Annotated in this window: 15 protein-coding genes; 10 read left to right on the top strand and 5 right to left on the bottom strand. The window is 46.5% G+C overall.

All coding sequences use genetic code 11. The features are described from left to right. The first annotated feature begins 45 nt into the window (after positions 1-45). The 4 genes from malQ (at position 46) to DYB02_RS19555 (ending at position 7,759) form a co-directional block, all read left to right on the top strand. Positions 46-2,226, top strand: a complete 2,181-nt coding sequence (gene malQ, locus DYB02_RS19570; protein WP_005480181.1) for a 4-alpha-glucanotransferase — start codon at positions 46-48, stop codon at positions 2,224-2,226. Between the two features lie 267 nt (positions 2,227-2,493). Further along, on the top strand, positions 2,494-4,689 hold the full coding sequence (gene glgB / locus DYB02_RS19565; RefSeq protein WP_029862126.1) for a 1,4-alpha-glucan branching protein GlgB: 2,196 nt from the start codon (positions 2,494-2,496) through the stop codon (positions 4,687-4,689). Between the two features lie 151 nt (positions 4,690-4,840). Then, positions 4,841-5,518: a monofunctional biosynthetic peptidoglycan transglycosylase gene (gene mtgA, locus DYB02_RS19560; protein WP_029804533.1), complete on the top strand. Its 678-nt coding sequence runs from the start codon at positions 4,841-4,843 to the stop codon at positions 5,516-5,518. Positions 5,519-5,698: 180 nt separating this feature from the next. Next, a complete protein-coding gene (locus tag DYB02_RS19555) occupies positions 5,699-7,759 on the top strand; it encodes an alpha-amylase (protein WP_029804534.1) in 2,061 nt (686 codons plus the stop codon). Between the two features lie 67 nt (positions 7,760-7,826). Here DYB02_RS19555 and DYB02_RS19550 read toward each other — a convergent pair whose 3' ends face one another. Continuing rightward, positions 7,827-8,543, bottom strand: coding sequence for a DsbA family protein (locus DYB02_RS19550; RefSeq protein WP_021484613.1), 717 nt, complete (start codon positions 8,541-8,543; stop codon positions 7,827-7,829). Between the two features lie 96 nt (positions 8,544-8,639). Continuing rightward, positions 8,640-8,927: a hypothetical protein gene (locus tag DYB02_RS26160; protein WP_005484669.1), complete on the bottom strand. Its 288-nt coding sequence runs from the start codon at positions 8,925-8,927 to the stop codon at positions 8,640-8,642. Positions 8,928-9,375: 448 nt separating this feature from the next. On the opposite strand from DYB02_RS26160, the gene DYB02_RS19540 reads away from it, so the two are divergent. From DYB02_RS19540 to DYB02_RS19525, 4 genes are all read left to right on the top strand, one after another. Beyond that, on the top strand, positions 9,376-10,113 hold the full coding sequence (locus DYB02_RS19540; protein ID WP_005480162.1) for a nucleoside recognition domain-containing protein: 738 nt from the start codon (positions 9,376-9,378) through the stop codon (positions 10,111-10,113). Then, complete coding sequence (locus DYB02_RS19535) at positions 10,113-10,580, top strand: YjiG family protein (RefSeq protein ID WP_005458317.1); 468 nt, start codon at positions 10,113-10,115, stop codon at positions 10,578-10,580. The genes DYB02_RS19540 and DYB02_RS19535 overlap by 1 nt, the downstream gene beginning before the upstream one ends. 9 nt (positions 10,581-10,589) lie before the next feature. Beyond that, a complete protein-coding gene (locus DYB02_RS19530) occupies positions 10,590-11,714 on the top strand; it encodes a M20 family metallopeptidase (RefSeq protein WP_024702187.1) in 1,125 nt (374 codons plus the stop codon). Positions 11,715-11,879: 165 nt separating this feature from the next. Then, positions 11,880-12,254, top strand: a complete 375-nt coding sequence (locus tag DYB02_RS19525; protein ID WP_005458336.1) for a YkvA family protein — start codon at positions 11,880-11,882, stop codon at positions 12,252-12,254. Positions 12,255-12,358: 104 nt separating this feature from the next. Here DYB02_RS19525 and DYB02_RS19520 read toward each other — a convergent pair whose 3' ends face one another. The 3 genes from DYB02_RS19520 to DYB02_RS19510 all read right to left on the bottom strand — a co-directional run bounded on the left by DYB02_RS19520 (position 12,359) and on the right by DYB02_RS19510 (position 16,506). Further along, positions 12,359-13,663, bottom strand: coding sequence for a dicarboxylate/amino acid:cation symporter (locus DYB02_RS19520; protein ID WP_005458380.1), 1,305 nt, complete (start codon positions 13,661-13,663; stop codon positions 12,359-12,361). A 400-nt stretch (positions 13,664-14,063) separates the two neighbouring features. Beyond that, the gene (locus DYB02_RS19515) at positions 14,064-15,335 is read right to left on the bottom strand and encodes a DUF1835 domain-containing protein (protein ID WP_029845756.1); all 1,272 of its coding nucleotides are present in this window, start codon (positions 15,333-15,335) and stop codon (positions 14,064-14,066) included. A 280-nt stretch (positions 15,336-15,615) separates the two neighbouring features. Next, the gene (locus tag DYB02_RS19510) at positions 15,616-16,506 is read right to left on the bottom strand and encodes a LysR family transcriptional regulator (RefSeq protein ID WP_029805762.1); all 891 of its coding nucleotides are present in this window, start codon (positions 16,504-16,506) and stop codon (positions 15,616-15,618) included. Positions 16,507-16,615: 109 nt separating this feature from the next. Between DYB02_RS19510 and DYB02_RS19505 the strand changes: the two genes are divergently transcribed. Both DYB02_RS19505 and DYB02_RS19500 read left to right on the top strand, forming a co-directional pair. Further along, positions 16,616-16,924 carry a monooxygenase gene (locus DYB02_RS19505; RefSeq protein ID WP_005499937.1) on the top strand — a complete coding sequence of 103 codons (309 nt, stop codon included), beginning with the start codon at positions 16,616-16,618 and terminating at the stop codon, positions 16,922-16,924. 7 nt (positions 16,925-16,931) lie between these two features. Next, positions 16,932-17,303 (top strand): hypothetical protein, encoded by a 372-nt coding sequence (locus DYB02_RS19500; protein ID WP_021822061.1) that lies wholly within the window; start codon positions 16,932-16,934, stop codon positions 17,301-17,303. Positions 17,304-17,356 lie beyond the last annotated feature (53 nt).

Genomic DNA, 17,356 nt, shown 5'->3' with positions numbered 1-17,356 from the left:
TAAAACCCTACATGGAAGGTGTTGGTATTACCTTCGGAGAAAGCGATGAAAGAACAAACAGCATTAAAGAAAGTCGCGGAAATGGCGAGATTGGCTGACAGCTATGTCAGCGCGTGGGGAGACGAGGCAAAAGTTTCTGACGAGACTCTACGCCGCTTGCTCACTTCACTAGGCTACGATACTAGCAGCGATGAAAAACTATTGGCTTCTGCTGAAAAGAAACATAAGAAAGACGTACTAGCCCCTGTTCTTGTTTTACGCGACGGCGAACCAGTCGAAGTGGAACTAAACCTAGGTACGAGTGCTCGTGAGAGTGAATTCAGCTGGCGTTTAGAAACAGAACAAGGAGAGGTACTTGAAGGCTATCTTCAGTCTCAAATTGTTCGTGATGAGCGTGCTGAGGGTGGCCCTCTAGTGTTTGCATTGCCAAAGAACTTGGCATGGGGTTACCACAAACTGATCATCAGTCGTAAGCGTCGTAAAACGCCTTATGAGATGTCATTGATCATCACACCGAAAGCGTGTTTCAAACAAGAAGACCTAAACCAACACAAAAAGCTATGGGGCCCAAGCATCCAGCTTTACACACTGCGTACTCAGCATAACTGGGGCATCGGTGATTTTGGCGACCTAAAACAGTTGGTGAGTGACATTGCCTCTCGTGGTGGTGATTTCATTGGTTTGAACCCGATTCACTCACTTTTCCCAGCAAACCCAGAAGGCGCGAGCCCATACAGCCCATCTTCTCGTCGCTGGCTGAACATCATGTACATCGACGTAAGCTCTGTACCTGAGTTTGCGCTAAGTGCAGAAGCACAACAGCGAGTGGGCAGCGCAGAGTTTCAACAACGTCTACAAAAAGCGCGTGACTCGCATTGGGTGAACTACACCGAAGTTTCTCAACTAAAAATGAGCGTATTGCCGCTGCTGTTTAGTGAGTTCAAGGCTCGTCATCTCGATAAAAACACGGACCGCGCTCGCGCATTCTTAGATTTCGTAGAGAAGGGCGGCGAAAGTTTATTGCACCAAGCGGCATTTGATGCGCTTCATGCAGATTTGCATGCTGAAGATTCTGGCGTTTGGGGTTGGCCTGTATTCCCTGAGAAATACCGCACATTCGACGCGGCTGGCACTCAGAAATACATCAAAGACAACCAAGATCGCGTTCACTTGTACATGTACCTACAATGGATCGCAGACGATCAAATCAAAGAAGCGCAAGCTCTAGCAGAAGAAAAAGGCATGGCTGTGGGTCTGTACCGCGACCTTGCTGTAGGTGTTGCTGATTCTGGCAGTGAGACATGGGCGGATGAAGGCAACCTAGTGCTGGATGCAAGCATCGGTGCGCCACCAGATATTCTTGGTCCTCTAGGTCAAAACTGGGGTCTGCCACCGCTTAACCCTCAAGTGTTGGAAGCGACAGGCTACGATGCGTACATCAAGTTGCTACGTGCCAACATGAAACATTGTGGTGCACTGCGTATCGACCACGTACTTGGCCTATTGCGTCTATGGTGGATTCCAAAAGGCGAAAAAGCGACAGAAGGCGCGTACTTGTACTACCCAGTAGAAGACATGCTCGCAATCCTAGCGCTTGAGTCGCACCGTCATCAGTGCTCTGTGATTGGTGAAGACTTAGGTACTGTGCCAGATGAAATCGTTGATATCCTACGTGATGCGGGCGTGCATTCGTACAAAGTCTTCTTCTTCGAAACCTCAAAAGAGGACGGCGGCTTTATTTCTCCGAAGCATTACGCAGAGCAGTCTATGGCGGCATTGTGTACGCACGACATGCCAACCCTACGCGGCTTCTGGCACTGTGATGATTTGAAAATGGGTCGTGAGATTGGTCTGTACCCAGATGAAAAACAGTTGGAAGGCTTATTCGCTGACCGTTTGAAGTGCAAACAAGGCATCCTAGACAGCGTTCGTTGGCACGGTTACTTGCCAGAAGGCATTGGCCATGATGCGCAGTTCGTACCAATGGATTCATACCTAAGCGAAGCGCTTCAATTGCACGTTGCTGCGGGTGATTCTGCACTGCTTAGCGTTCAGCTTGAAGACTGGTTAGAAATGGATCAACCGGTCAACATTCCTGGCACGGTTGATGAGTATCCAAACTGGCGTCGTAAGCTGTCGATGAACCTAGATGAAATCTTCAGTCGTGAAGACGTGAATCGCATTTCTAAACGCCTTACAGAAGTTCGCGCACAGGCGAGCAAATAAGATGCGTAGAGTGACGTAGATGAATGAGCGGATTACTAATTTTGTTAGCTCAGAGGTACGAAAGTTCCGTCTAGGTCACTCATTCAACCCACACAATCCGTTAGGATGAAGTACCGTTATTATGCCCGCGACAATAGCGGGCATTTTTGTATTTTGACGCCGTTTACGCGACGAACGTGAGAAGCGGAGTCTTTTGTGAGTTCACAACGTTGGCTGTGGAGAAACCAACATTCGGTTCAAACGAATATTGGCTCTAGGGAGAAAGATTTGAAAATCACCAAAACAAAGAAAATAAAGAAAAAACACGAACGCGCGTACGAACTGCTTGCTGAGGCGGCTTACTCAGATCCATTTGCGGCGTTGGGCCCATTCATTGATGACGGCGAAGGTTCGCTGCGAGTGTGGATGCCAGGCGCAAACAAGGTTGAACTGCTTGTTAATGGTGAACCTCGCGTGGCGCTTGAACGCGATGGCGACAGCGGTTTTATCTTAAAAGAGCAACGCGATTTACACCTGACCCACTACCGTTTAGCGGTCGATTGGAATGGTGTTGAACAAATTATTGATGACCCGTACCAGTACCACAATATCTACCAAGAGTACGAGCATCTGCATACACCAAAAGACATGTATCACTACATGGGCGCGCACTTTGTCACGCTAGAACGTGGCGGTGAAAACATTTCCGGTGTTCGTTTCCTTGTCTACGCTCCGCATGCATCGGCTGTTAGCCTTGTGGGTTGCTTCAACCAATGGGATGGTCGTCGTCACCCAATGCAACGTTTAGATTATGGCATTTGGGGTTTGTTCATTCCTGGCTTAGAAGAAGGCGTTCAGTACAAATTTGAGCTCAAAGGGCCAAATGGGGAAGGGCTGCCACACAAACAAGACCCTTGGGGTTTCTACTCTGAGCAATACCCATCGTTCGCATCCATTACTTACGATCACAAGCGTTACCGATGGCAAGATGCGAAATGGCAAAACCGCGCAGTGACACAAAAGCGTGATGAAGCGTTATCGTTTTATGAGCTGCATGCTGGATCATGGAAGCGCGACGAGAAAGGTGATTTCCTCAACTACCGAGAACTCGCAGAGCAGTTGGTGCCATACCTTGTGGATATGGGCTACACCCACGTTGAGCTGATGCCTGTGTCTGAGCATCCATTCTATGGTTCATGGGGCTATCAACCCGTTGGCCTATTTGCGCCAACCAGCCGTTACGGCTCTCCTGATGATTTCAAATTCTTCGTGGATGCGTGTCACCAAGCTGGTATCGGTGTGGTGCTGGATTGGGTTCCGGCACATTTCCCATCGGATGACCACGGTTTAGCAAACTTTGACGGCACACCGTTGTTCCACGACCCGGACCCGCGTCGCGGTTGGCACCAAGATTGGAACTCATACATCTACGATCTCGGTCGTGAACATGTGCGTCGCTTCCTTGTATCAAATGCGCTGTACTGGTTTGAACAATTCCATATTGATGGCATTCGCGTGGACGCAGTCGCATCGATGCTTTACCTCGACTACTCACGTAGCCACGATCAGTGGGTACCAAACGTCGACGGTGGCAACGAAAACTACGACGCAATCGCAACCTTAAAATGGATGAACGAAGAAGTGTACAAGCACTTCCCGAATGCGATGACGATTGCGGAAGAGTCAACGGCGTTTCCGGGGGTGTCTGCGCCAACCTTTATGGGTGGTTTAGGTTTTGGCTTCAAGTGGAATATGGGGTGGATGCACGACAGTCTTTCATACATCAAAGAAGATCCTGTTCACCGCAAATACCACCACAATACCATCACATTCCCGCTGGTTTATGCGCACAGCGAGAACTACGTCTTGTCTCTCTCTCACGATGAGGTGGTGTACGGCAAAGGCTCTATCCATAACAAGATGCCGGGTGATGAATGGCAGCAAACTGCAAACCTACGTGCATACTACGGTTACATGTATGGTCAACCGGGCAAAAAGCTGAACTTCATGGGCGCGGAAATCGGCCAAACGGCGGAGTGGAACCACGATGATCAGTTGCAATGGTTCTTGCTGGAATATGAGCGTCATCAAGGCGTGCAAAAGCTGATGCGCGATTTGAACCACTTGTACCGAAATGAAGCGGCGATGCACGATCAAGATTGTGTCCCTGCGGGTTTTGAGTGGCGTCTACAAGACGAAGCGGATGCGAGTATCCTAGCGCACGAGCGTATCAGTCAAGAAGGTGAGCGTATTCTCATCATCACTAACTTTACGCCCGTACCACACGAGCGTTTTCGTTTACGCGTTCCAAATGCAGGTCAATACGAACTACTGCTGAACACGGACGACAGCAAATACGGCGGCAGCGATTTTAAAGTGCTGACCAGTGTGAAAACGGAAAAAGTCGAAAGTGAATCACTGCCTCAATCACTTGAGCTTCGTTTACCACCACTTTCAACTGTGTTCTACAAGCTGAATAAATAATTCAGTCTAATCAAATTCTAAGCCCGTTTTACAATGTAAATCGGGCTTTTTTTGACCTATTTTTTACCTCGAAAACTTGTTGTTCCTGATTGAATCAGGCAAGCTCGCTGGTTTGTTTATCATCAATCGCTAATGCATTGGGGAGCCACACATGTTGAAAAGGCTTAAGTCATTTCTATTTAAAATGGTGTTGATATTACTGATCGCCCCAGTCGTTTTGGTGGGTGTGGTGAAATATGTCGATCCACCAATATGGGGATGGAAGTTAAGCCGCATTGTAGCGCCACCAAAGAACTATCCAGACAGCAGCCAACACGAATGGGTATCCTTGTCGCGTATTTCAAAAAATATGCAGTTAGCGGTGATTGCGACCGAAGACCAAAAATTCCCTCATCATTATGGTGTCGATTTCGAATCTCTATTCGACGTGATTTCCGAGGCAGGTGATCATGGTCCGTCGAGAGGCGCGAGCACCATTACCCAACAAGCTGCGAAAAATGTGTTTTTGTTTCCATCTCACTCCTACGTTCGCAAGGCTTATGAGCTTTACTTTGCCTTGCTGATGGAGCTGATGTGGAGTAAAGAGCGCATTCTCGAAGTGTATCTAAATGTGGTTGAATTTGGTCCCGGAATTTACGGCGCTGAAGCGGCTGCGCAGAATTATTTTGGTGTCAGTGCAAAGCAACTCTCGAAGTGGCAAGCAGCGCGTTTAGCCGTGGTGTTGCCAAACCCATATCGAATCAAAGTCTATCCACAAAGTGATTACACTGCTCGCCGCACAAGATGGGCGATGAACCAAATGAGCAATCTTGGCAGCGTGCAACTTTAACTCCATCAATCCATTACGCTTAAATAGAACTACGCCCCTATATCAATAAAATGTGAAGCGTCACAACCTTTGGGGCGTAGGCAGTTAGAATGATGTGTTCAGTTTCTTATCTAGGCACAATTAGTGTGAATAAAACTAATAAATGTGCATGGTTACCATGTGCAGCCAATGGAATGAACGATGAAACTGAACCTGATTACCACTACTTTACTGCTTGTGTCGGCAAGTGCCATCGCCGAGCCTAACATCACCATTTCTACCACGACCAACAGCCGTGACTTCCCGCTAAGTGCAGAGCAGCCTTTGGTTGTGCCCTTAACCAAAGATGGATACACGCTCAAAATCACGGGTGTTGAAGGCGACTGCGTTGCACCCGATGGTCAGAAAGTGAAGTTCAACAAACCTATCGCGCTAAATTGTGGCAAGCCGACCGAACTGCCACTCAAAGTTCGCTTTACTGGCGACTATTCCTTCGCTTATGACGACGCGGCTAAGACGTTGCTGTTTAAGCGAGAGCCGAAAAAAGCAGCAAAAACCGAATTTAAACGCCCGATCCCGCAAGTGCAATGTGAGGTTTACCAAGGCGGAGAAGTGACGATCGCTGTGGGGGATAGCTTTCCTGAAGGCACCAAGTTACGCGATGCTTATTCAGGTCAAATGGTTGAAGTGAAAGAGCAGAAAGTATCACTGACGCCAAGTAAAGACTCAGGCGGCCTAGTGCTGCTAGAGCCTGTGCAGAAAACCAAAGAGGCGGTGCCATTTGATTACCGAAACGCGAACATTTACTTCGTGATGGTTGACCGTTTCAACAACGCAGACGCAAGTAACGACAACAGTTATGGGCGTAAAAAAGACGGCAAAGATGAAGTTGGCACGTTCCATGGCGGTGACCTTAAAGGTGTAATTGAGAAATTGGATTACATCAAGAGCCTAGGTACAGACGCGATTTGGTTGTCGCCAATCGTTGAACAAGTGCACGGCTTTGTCGGTGGTGGCGATAGTGGCTCATTCCCGTTTTATGCTTACCATGGCTACTGGACGCGCGATTTCACCAAGATTGATGAGAACTTCGGTAACGAAGAAGATTTAAAAACGCTGGTGGAAGAGGCGCACAAGCGTGGCCTCAAAGTCTTGATGGATGCGGTTATCAACCATTCTGGTTACTCAACATTGGCGGATCTACAGTTTGATGGTATCGATGTGTTAAAGCCTAATGCCGAACTGCCCAAGAAATGGGGCGACTGGCAACCAAAAGCTGGCGAAAATTGGCATAGCTACCACCAGAATATTGATTATCAGAGTCCGAACTGGGCGAAGTGGTGGGGCGGCGATTGGGTAAGAACCGGCTTGCCGGGTTACCCAGCTCCGGGCAGTAGCGACATTACGATGTCTCTTGCTGGTTTACCAGATTTCATCACTGAATCCAATAAAACCGTCACGCCGCCGCAATGGTTGTTGAATAACCCTGGCACTCGCGTAGAAGCTCGTGACAATTACACCGTCTCGGATTACTTGATTGAATGGCAAACTGACTGGGTGAAACGCTTTGGCATTGATGGTTACCGTGTCGATACGGTGAAGCACGTCGAAGGTGAAGTTTGGAAGCGTCTAAAAGAGGAAGCATCGAACAGCCTAGAACAATGGCGTAAAGAAAATGGCAAATCAGGTCAGCCGTTCTGGATGATGGGCGAAGTCTGGGGACACACCGCGTATCGTAGCCCTTATTTCGATGATGGTTTTGACGCGTTGATCAACTTCGATATGCAGAAGAAGCTAGACAAAGGCGCGGCGTGCTTTAGCCAAATGGCAGACACTTACCAAAGCTATGCGGACACTATCGCGAACGAGAAAGACTTCAACCCAGTCAGTTACATGTCTTCTCACGATACGGAGTTGTTCTTCTCACGTTTTAAAGATTACGGCATGCAACGTAATGCCGCGAACGCACTGCTCCTTAGCCCAGGAGCGGTTCAGGTTTATTATGGCGATGAAGTAGGCCGTAACATTGGCCCTTACGCGGATGATTTCCACCAAGGCACACGTTCAGACATGGTTTGGAAGCTATCTGATGACAAACAAGCTTTGCTGAAACACTGGCAAACCCTTGGTCAGTTCCGTCAAGCACACCCTGCCATTGGCGCAGGTCAGCATCAAGTGATTGAACAGGAAGGCGCGTACGTTTTCTCCCGTTCGCTTGGCAATGACAAAGTCGTCGTGGCGTTTGTTGGACGTGATAAGTAACTAAACGCTCTTTATGTCGGTAAATATAAAGCCCTTCCTTGAGTTATCAGGGAAGGGCTCTGTTGTTTTAGTTCGCCAGTTCTTGGTCGATGACTTTTTCTAGCTCGTCAAACGGCACATAACCAGGAATGATCTGATCATTAATGATCAACGCGGGCGTGCCGCGTAAACCAAGTTGCGTGAAATACTGATAGTTTTTATCAAGCAGCGCTTTGGTTTCTTTGTCGTCGACAAGCTGCGCTTCTGTCCCCGTTTTCTTCGCGATCTGTTTTAACGAACGTGCATCATGTGCGCCCGGTTTTTTCACCAATAACTCATGCACTTGTTCGTACTTATCTCGCTGGTTTTGCCAAACATTTAATGCGTAACTTGCCGAGTTGTAGCCGTTTTTCTCGTATTGTTCTTTAAAAGAGACATTGAGGTTAAGCACTTTTATCTGCGGATATTCCTTACCAACTTTGACCAGTTCTCCTTCTAAACGTTTACAAAAAGGGCAACTGTAGTCCGTTACGTTAATAATGGTTAACTCTGGGGTTTCAGCTCCAAAAGAGGAATGTTTGCCATCATTTAGATATTGACGAACCTCCTTCAAGGTGTCGCCAAATGACTGTTGATACGCAATGTACTCTTGCAGGTTTTGGTGCAATGAATCAAGAATTTGAGGGTTCTCTTTTAGTATCTGAGTAATTTCCTCTAGCTTTTGTTCTGAGGTCTTTTCTGATGCGAAAGATACGGCAGGTACGATAGCCATCGTTAACGCCAAAAGTGTACGAGTGAATGTCATAATATTTCCTAAAACTTTTAGATTTTGTTGTTTGTTATGTGAAGTGAATAAAATACGTACAAAAGTCAGGCGAGCGGGTTTCTCGCCTTGCTGGGTTTATTCTCTAAACACGCAAAGTTTTAGGTGAACCCGATACTTTTCCCGTATCGGTTCTGTGTATTCCAGATAACGAATTGCTGTGGATGCCATCGGCAGCGCCACAATCAAAGCAAACAGAAAAAATGGAATAAGTATATGATCAAACTGGTGTTGGTACGCTTGAACCAGCTTCTCTGAAAGGTCGCAAGATGGTGATAAATTCACGCTTTCATTTTGCTGACTCTGTATTTGGTGAGCCTTAGGGCAGCTTTTCGAGAAGCCGGAGTTTTGGCTCAAACATACCATCACCACCCAAAACACGAGGGCGAGTGTCCACTTGGCTATTTTAGGTTGTGAGCGTAACAATGGGCTGCCTAGTCCTGTTGATTCTGGTTTATGCCGTTTGCATATGACCGGACAATCCTAACCTAAATTTCATTATGGAATGTTACTTTCGAGTTAATCGATATCGCCTCAATGCCAAAGTATGAAGTACGTCATGAATGTTGTAGAAAGCAATATTCGTTGGAATCATTGGTCGGATTGATGAAGAAGTTATGAGGTATCGATATAGATTAATATACCTAATTGTTAGCACAAATTTTTATTATCTTTCAAATGTGATTAAAATCATAAAACAAAACTTCATAACAGAGTCGCCAGAATGTTCGGCAGGCGGATTGATTTTGATCATCTCTCTAGCACATTATTCGGGTGAACATATGTGTCCTGTCCCACATGTGTAGGTAATGTTATGAAAAATCCTGTTCAAACCGAGCGCAAGGTTACGCTGGGGTGCTACGTTGCACTGGCGTTTGCGGTCGTCTTCTTTTCTGGTCTCATGCAATCGAACGAATGGTATGGCGTATTTGATTTCACCACGTTGAATGGCTCTTTTGGCAAGGTGGCTTATGGTGTCACCGAAACGGCTGACGGTGTGCAAGTTGCAACAACGTCGCTTCGTGGTACTGGTGGTAGCGGTGCACGTGACGGTTTCATTTTTGCACTTACTTTGATTCCTACCGTTATGTTCGCACTGGGTATGATCAATGTACTTGAGCACTATGGCGCACTAGAAGCGGCACGCAAACTATTAACGCCGCTTCTTCGTCCAATTATGGGTATTCCGGGTAACTCTGGTTTGGCTCTTATCGCTTCGCTGCAAAGTACCGACGCGGGCGCGGCGATGACTCGTCAGCTTAAAGATGAAGGCCATCTTACCAAACGCGAAACCGATGTGTTCACTATGTTCCAGTTCACCGCTGGTGCCACTATTGTTAACTTTTTCTCCTCAGGGGCGGTACTGTTTACGTTGACGATGGCGGATGGCTCACTTGCCGTAACGTCTTCTATTGGTTTGGCGGTTGTGGTGATGTTCTTGTTTAAAATCGTGGGTGCGAACTTATTCCGTATCTACCTAAACATCACAGAAGGTAAAGAAGACAAGCAAGAGCAAAGCAAATCTGAGAACTTAAAAGAGGAGACGGCGTAATGAGTGACGTAAAAGTAAGTAAGCCGATGGTGACGGATATTTTCGTTGAAGGCGCTAAAAAAGGCTGGGTTATTGCGACAACATCAACCGTGCCTAACGTTCTTATGGCGTTTGTCATCATTAAGGCGTTGCAGATTACTGGCGCGTTGGATTTGATGGGCTCGGTGTTTTCTCCAGTAATGGCGGTTTTTGGTTTGCCAGGTGAAGCGGCAGCGGTGCTGATTGGTGCTTGGATGTCGATGGGCGGGGCAGTTGGCGTGGTTATCACATTGTTTGACCAAGGCATCTTGAACGGTACGCACATCGCGATTCTTGCACCTGCAATTTACCTAATGGGCTCACAGGTTCAGTACATGGGTCGAATTATGGGACCTATCGGTACTGAAGGTCGTTACATCCCAATCATGATTGCGATTTCCGTATTGAACGCATTTGGCGCAATGCTAGTCATGAACTTGTTTGTTTAAGGAGCAATCATGCAGTTTTCTCTCAATGAATATCTTGAAGAACTTCGTCCTCTCATCAATGTCGATTGTGGCACGTACACCACTGATGGCATTGAGTTTATCGCTTCTCAATTTGAAGAGAAGTACCAAGCGATGTCTGGTTGGAGCGTAAAACGCATCGACTGTGGTAGAGCGGGTATCGGTCTTGAAGTTCGAAACAAGCCTGAGGCTGAGCAAGTTGACGTGATGCTGATTGGTCACATGGATACAGTGTTCCCTGTCGGCACCGCTGGATTACGTCCTATGTCTCAAGACGCTGACAAAGCGTACGGTCCGGGTGTCTCGGACATGAAATCTGGCTTGCTGAATATTGTGTACGCGATGCGTAACCTCGACCAAGCGGTGTTGGATAAACTGTCGATTTGTATCTGCATGAACCCAGACGAAGAAACCGGATCGTTAGATTCGGTCGACTGGATTCAATCTGTTGCAAAAAACGCGAAAAACGTATTGGTGGCAGAAGCAGCACGCGCAGACGGCGGTTTAGTCAAAGCGCGCAAAGGCATGGCGCGTTACAAAATCACGTTTAATGGCATTGCAGCCCACGCTGGCAACGAGCCAGAAAATGGCCGCAGTGCAATTACCGAGATGGCGAACTGGATTCTCGCAATCAATGCCATGACGAACTTCGAATCTGGCACCACATTAAACGTGGGTATTGTGTCTGGCGGTAACGGCGCAAACATCGTCCCTGAGCACGCTGAAGCGATCGTGGATGTGCGTTTCTGGAGTAATGAAGAATACGATGATGTCGATAGCAAGCTAAACGGCATGCTGGAAACACCATTCGTTGATGGCGTTAGCATCGAGTTGGTTCGTGAAGCTTACAAACCCTCTATGGTGCCAAGCACGCAAACTGAAAGCTTGATGGCATTAGTTGAAGAAGCAGCAAGTGAACTGTCTATCGACATCAACTGGAAAGAAGTGGGTGGCGGCTCTGATGCAAACAATACGGCAATTCTTGGCGTTCCAACTTTGGATGGTCTAGGACCTATCGGTGCAGGTTTCCACAGTGACCAAGAGTACTTGTTGCTTGAGTCTATCGAACCACGTATAAAAATGCTGATGCGTGTACTGGAGAAGATAGCTCAGTAGCGCACTCGACAACTTAGTTCCCAACATCACGATCCCCAGACTTCAGTTTGGGGATTTTTCTATCTGTGTTTTTGTTTCACTTTACTATCATTTCTTGTTATTAATCTTGCGTTCAGGTTCGATTTATTAATATGTTGGCCACAGTCATAAATTTCGGAGGCAACGATGACCACAACAATGTCTGTAAAATCGGCGCCGAAAGACGCTAAAGATCAAACGATGCAAGCGCCAGATGAGAAAACCTTCTGGCGAAAAATGAAAGGGTCGGTTAAGAAAGCGGGTGAAGAAATTGCCGTAATGGGCATAAAATCATGGCTCGCGATGACAGATTCCAACACCGCCGTTCGCCATAAGGCGATTTTAGGTGGCGCGTTGGCTTACTTTGTATTACCAACCGATATGGTGCCTGATGTACTAGCAGGCGTCGGCTTTACCGATGACATGGCAGCACTTACGTTAGCCGCCAACTCTGTCGGCAATGCCATCACTAAAGAACACGAAGCACAAGCCAGAGAAAAACTGAATTCGATGGCGGATTAGAAAGAGCATTTCTAGACGCGGAGAAAACAAAAGCCCCGATGTTTCCATCGGGGCTTTCTTTTAGACAGGACTATATAATTTCAGAATGGTAATCGTAGAACGATTTAGGCGTCAGCGCGTTTAAGATGCACTTCTTCTTCGGCAACGCCTGCCATTGGGTCGTTGAAGCGAGCTTCATCCAATGCACCTTCTGATTTCGCAACGATGACGGTTACTGCACTGTCACCAGTGATGTTTACCGCGGTACGAATCATATCAAGAAGACGGTCAACACCCATGATGAGCGCGATACCTTCAAGCGGCAGACCAACTTGGTTCAATACCATAGCAAGCATGACAAGACCTACCCCAGGAACACCCGCAGTACCAATAGACGCAAGTGTTGCGGTCATGATAACCATCATGTAATCGCCCATGCTCAAATCAATATTGAATGCTTGAGCAATAAATGCGGTTGCGACACCTTGCATGATGGCTGTGCCGTCCATATTCACGGTTGCACCTAGAGGAACAGTGAATGATGAAATACGGTTATCTACGCCCATGCGGTGTTTTGCTGTTTCCATTGTCACTGGAATGGTCGCGTTTGATGATGCCGTTGAGAAGGCAAACATGATTGCGTCTTCCATCTTACGTAGGAACGTAATTGGGCTAAGGCCAGTAAAGCCTTTTAGCATTAGACTGTAAGTCACTAGGCCGTGAAGCAATAGTGTGCCCGCTAACACAACAAAGTACTCGGCTAGGTTGACGATGGCACTTAAGCCAAGACCAGTAAACAACTTCGCCATCAAGAAGAACACGCCATATGGAGCTAGGTTCATCAAAATTGCTACAAGCTTCATGATCACTTCGTTTAGATCAGAGAAGAATGCTGCAATTCGCTCACCAGGCTTACCTGCTGCGCTGATCGCGACACCAAACAGAACCGCAAATACGATCACTTGCAGGGTTTTACCTTCTGCCATCGCGCTGATTGGGTTGGTTGGGAACATATCGATGATCACTTGACCCAAAGAAGGCGCCTCTGCCGACTTAAATGAGCTTGCTGCTGTCAGATCAGCGCCAGCTCCCGGTTGGAATAGCGTGCCCATTGTAAGCGCAAGTGTGATAGCGATAGCGGTCGTTGCTATATAGAAAGCAAGGGTTTTACCACCCATGCGACCCAATGTAGAAAGGTCTTTTAGAGAGCTCGTGCCGCAAACCAGTGAAACAAACACTAGTGGTACGACAAGCATTTTTAAGCTGGCGACGAAGATCTGCCCACCAACTTCAAATAATCCATTAACGATGTATGCGTCGACAAATCCGTTGTCGGCAAAAAGTGTGCGAATTGCAAATCCTGTCAAGATACCCGCTACCATACCTAAAATTACTCGGCTGGTGAGCGACATCGGTTTCTTGGTATTCATGAGAACACTCCTTATAGTTATGCACCTTGAGTTCACTTCAAAGCGGCGAGCAGAGTAGCAGTGGAGTGGGAAAATACGAAAGAATAATCCTCTGATTGATTAATAGATGTGAACTTTGTCACTATAAAAAATAGAACTTTAACTAAATTGTAACGAAATGGATGGTTGAAAACTTCAAGTTTTAACACTTTTATCGAACATACAACCGATAGAAATGAATTCTTACATTTCGGTTAAATAAGGAATGATGTGCATATCTTCGAGGCGGAAACTGATTTTTGCATAAATAGTTACGGTTTATGCAGTGTGAAATAGGTGATAGGTCGTAATAGTATTTGGATCTAGACGGCGATGCTAATGCTCACTACAGTCAATAGCATCACAGCTCAAGGTTGCGTAATTACGATTTTTTGTAGTGAGATAGTGTGGAGGTGCGTTGGTGATCCCAACACCAATGATTATGTTCGCTTATTCGCACTCCGCCCACCCAGTAACATTGCTTTGCTCGCTTTTGGCCTGTTAAACACGCTTTGCCAAATTCGGTCAAAGTAACTTTTTGTTCCCACCAATTTTTCTCTACTGAGTCGATAGCGAAAAGCGGCACTTCGGATTGAGTAAGTGGAAACAGTAGGGCGTAAAACATGACATCACCTAAAAAAGGTAGCGGTTCAATTTGCTGATACCGCTTGAACCACTCTGTTACAGAGATGGGTGAACGCTGTGAACTCAATACATTTAAAGCAAGCTGTTGAGTCATGCTCAAACCGCTATTGGTATGAGGCAGTTCTTGCAAGAGACGCCTAAGCACATCGGACATGTTCGGTAAGCAATCCAGTTGATGTTGCTCTATCAAACTGACGATAGCTTTTGGTGAGGAACATGACACTGCTTGCCAACACTGCTTTGCTTGGCTCAATAACTTAGCAGATACGGGGGTACGATATCGCCAACAAGAACGAATAGCTTCTTCAGGCAACTGCCCAAAGCCGATGAATCGCTCAGTACCCGGGAACTGGTTCAACTCAATGATCTCTATCACTTTGTTCTCTACATTCTCTAACAGTGTTAGAGCACGAATTAGCATCAATTGATCATAGCTGTCATGTTCGACCCAAAAGACGATTCGTTCAAATACATCACTTTGCAACAGATCGAGGTTTGATTGTTCCAATGTGACTATATCTTGAACCGAGTCTTCACGCTTCATCACGGGCAGCAGAGTCTCTACGACATATTGGGCACGAATGGCAAGGAAGTTCTGCGGTGTTGCTGGTATGGGGCCAATACAAAGCGGATCGAGCAGGGCTAAAAATGTCCCTTCAAATCCGCTGGCTTTAAGTTGTTGTTGAATGTCGTGGCCACAACGAACGTGTAGCGTTTTTACTTTCGCATCTAGGGGCGGTTTTTGTTCTTTGATGGCTAGTTTGTGCGCTTCTAGCTCTTTGATATGAGCTTTTAGTTTACTCCAACTGGATAAGCCCAGTTCTCTTGCGAGTGCATGTTGAACGTCAGCCAATTGAATTGTACTGGGAGCCAAAGATTCTGGTTTGGAGTGAAATCGCTTAACTAACTCCAACGTAGCGTTATCGTATAGGCGGATAGCTTTGAGCCTTTTTTTAGCAATGGATTTTTGCTGATTGATATTGATCGAGAAGCTATTTGTAGAGTTCATATTTTACCTTTCTTATTTCTTCCACACTCGCCTAAATAGAAGCTAAAAAGAAGGTAAAAACAGATTGTGCCTGCTAAACCAAGCAGGTGAGGATATTGCCGTGAACCGAGTTCTTTCCGCGAGTGTTGGGTGCTTTAGGCATGAGCAGAGTGATAGTAGGTGGTCGCTATCCTTCGTGCAACCTTTTGTGAGAGTGTAGCGTCACAAAATGGCCGTTTCTCTATATTTAGGGAGAATCAATAGGCGATAACACTAGCGATTCAACTCAATACCACTGTCGCTAGGCTCGAGTTTCTACACTTTTGAGTAAAGTACGATAAAGCGCTTGAGTCGCAGGACCACTTTTGGCTCCTTTGGGCAAAGTGAGGTGCAGCGCAACTTGATATTGATGGGAGTGTTCGATCTCCAATACTTTAATTTTATCGCTCTCGCGGGCTGCGACTAAGTGCGCTGGTAGACGACAAAATCCAGCGCCTTGCTCTACGGCGTGAAAAGCGTGGTCGAAGTTATCGACGGTAATACGCTGACGTGCGCGTAACCAACCCACATCTCTTTTCGTTTTGTCTGAATCGCCTAAGTCACGGATGACAATTTGGCTGGTGGTTGTAAAATCGTCGATGGAAACATGCGGCTTTTTAGCGAGTGGATGGTGTGCTGCGATTACAGGCAGCATGGTTGTTACGCCAAATGCTTCGGCAGGGTAGTTGGTTATCGGTAAGTTGATGATTGCGATGTCAGCGAGCTCATTTACGACCATTTCGGTTGTTTTGCTCAGTGACGTTTCAACCACTTGAACGGAGGTCGTGTTGTTGTCCTCCAAAAATTGACTGAGTGGTGCATAAAGCCAACAAGGGTCACAAAGATGATCTACTGCGACCGTGATTTGAGATTCCACCCCACTTTTTAACTGCTCGCTGATGACCTCCAGTTCCCGCGCTTGTTCAAGCATGGATTGTGCACGACGCAGTATGGCTTTGCCGTGCTCAGTCAAACCTGCTTTGCGCCCTCGTACTTCGATAAGTTGAATACCAAGTTGGTCTTCTAACTTCCTCACCGAGTAGATCAATGTGGTATGGCTCTTGTTGAGCAGCAAAGCTGCGGATTGAATGCTGCCTTCTTGATCAATCGCTTGTAGCGTTTGCCATTGTTCTAAGGTCGTTTTTAGTCTCATAAGTCAATTTTTTAGACGGTTAATGGCAAAATTATGAACTTTTTTGTCAGTTTTATAAAGGTAATAATCTTGTCATCGAAAGCGAGTCAGTAAGAAGAGGAGACTCAAGATGGCTAAATTATTGCAAGTTGATTTTGAATTTCATGGTCCGTTTGGTGAAGAGATGTCGAATGCTTTGGTCGACTTAGCTAAGTCGATTAACCAAGAGCCGGGCATGATTTGGAAAATTTGGACGGAAAGCGAAAAAGACAAACTCGGTGGTGGTATCTATCTTTTTGAAGATGAAGCCACGGCGCAAGCTTATCTCGAAATGCATGCCGCACGCTTACGAAAAATGGGCGTAGTCGAAGTGCGAGGTCAAATCTTCGATATCAATGTGCCGTTAACGACGATCAATCAAGGGCCGATTGGAGGATAAGGGGATGATGACTAACCGCGCTTTTCTAACCGTTCATGGTGTCATATATACGGTATTCGCTTTCGCGTTGTTTTTTGTACCAACCATGATGTGGCCGATGTATGGCGTACAAATTAACGACCAATACGCGCTGTTTTTATCGCAACATACATCGATCTTTTTAGGTGGAATCGCTGCGGTGAGTTTGATGCTACGTGATGTGGAATCTGGTAAGACTGCGAAACAGCTGTTTAAAGCATTATTGATTACTAATGGGTTAGGGGCAGTGATTACTACCTATGCCGGCATTACAGGAGTATTTGTCGGTTTTGGTTGGAGTGACCCAATATTCTTTGTCTCGCTCAGTTTGTTGACGTATAAGCAATTAAGAGTGCAATAGACAAAGCCCTGCTGTTTCTAGCAGGGCTTTGTCATATTTGGTCAAATTAGCGA

This window comes from Vibrio parahaemolyticus (assembly GCF_900460535.1).
Taxonomy (GTDB): domain Bacteria; phylum Pseudomonadota; class Gammaproteobacteria; order Enterobacterales; family Vibrionaceae; genus Vibrio; species Vibrio parahaemolyticus.
Note: the sequence above shows the minus strand (reverse complement) of the source record. Positions and strands in the feature narration are given on the sequence as shown.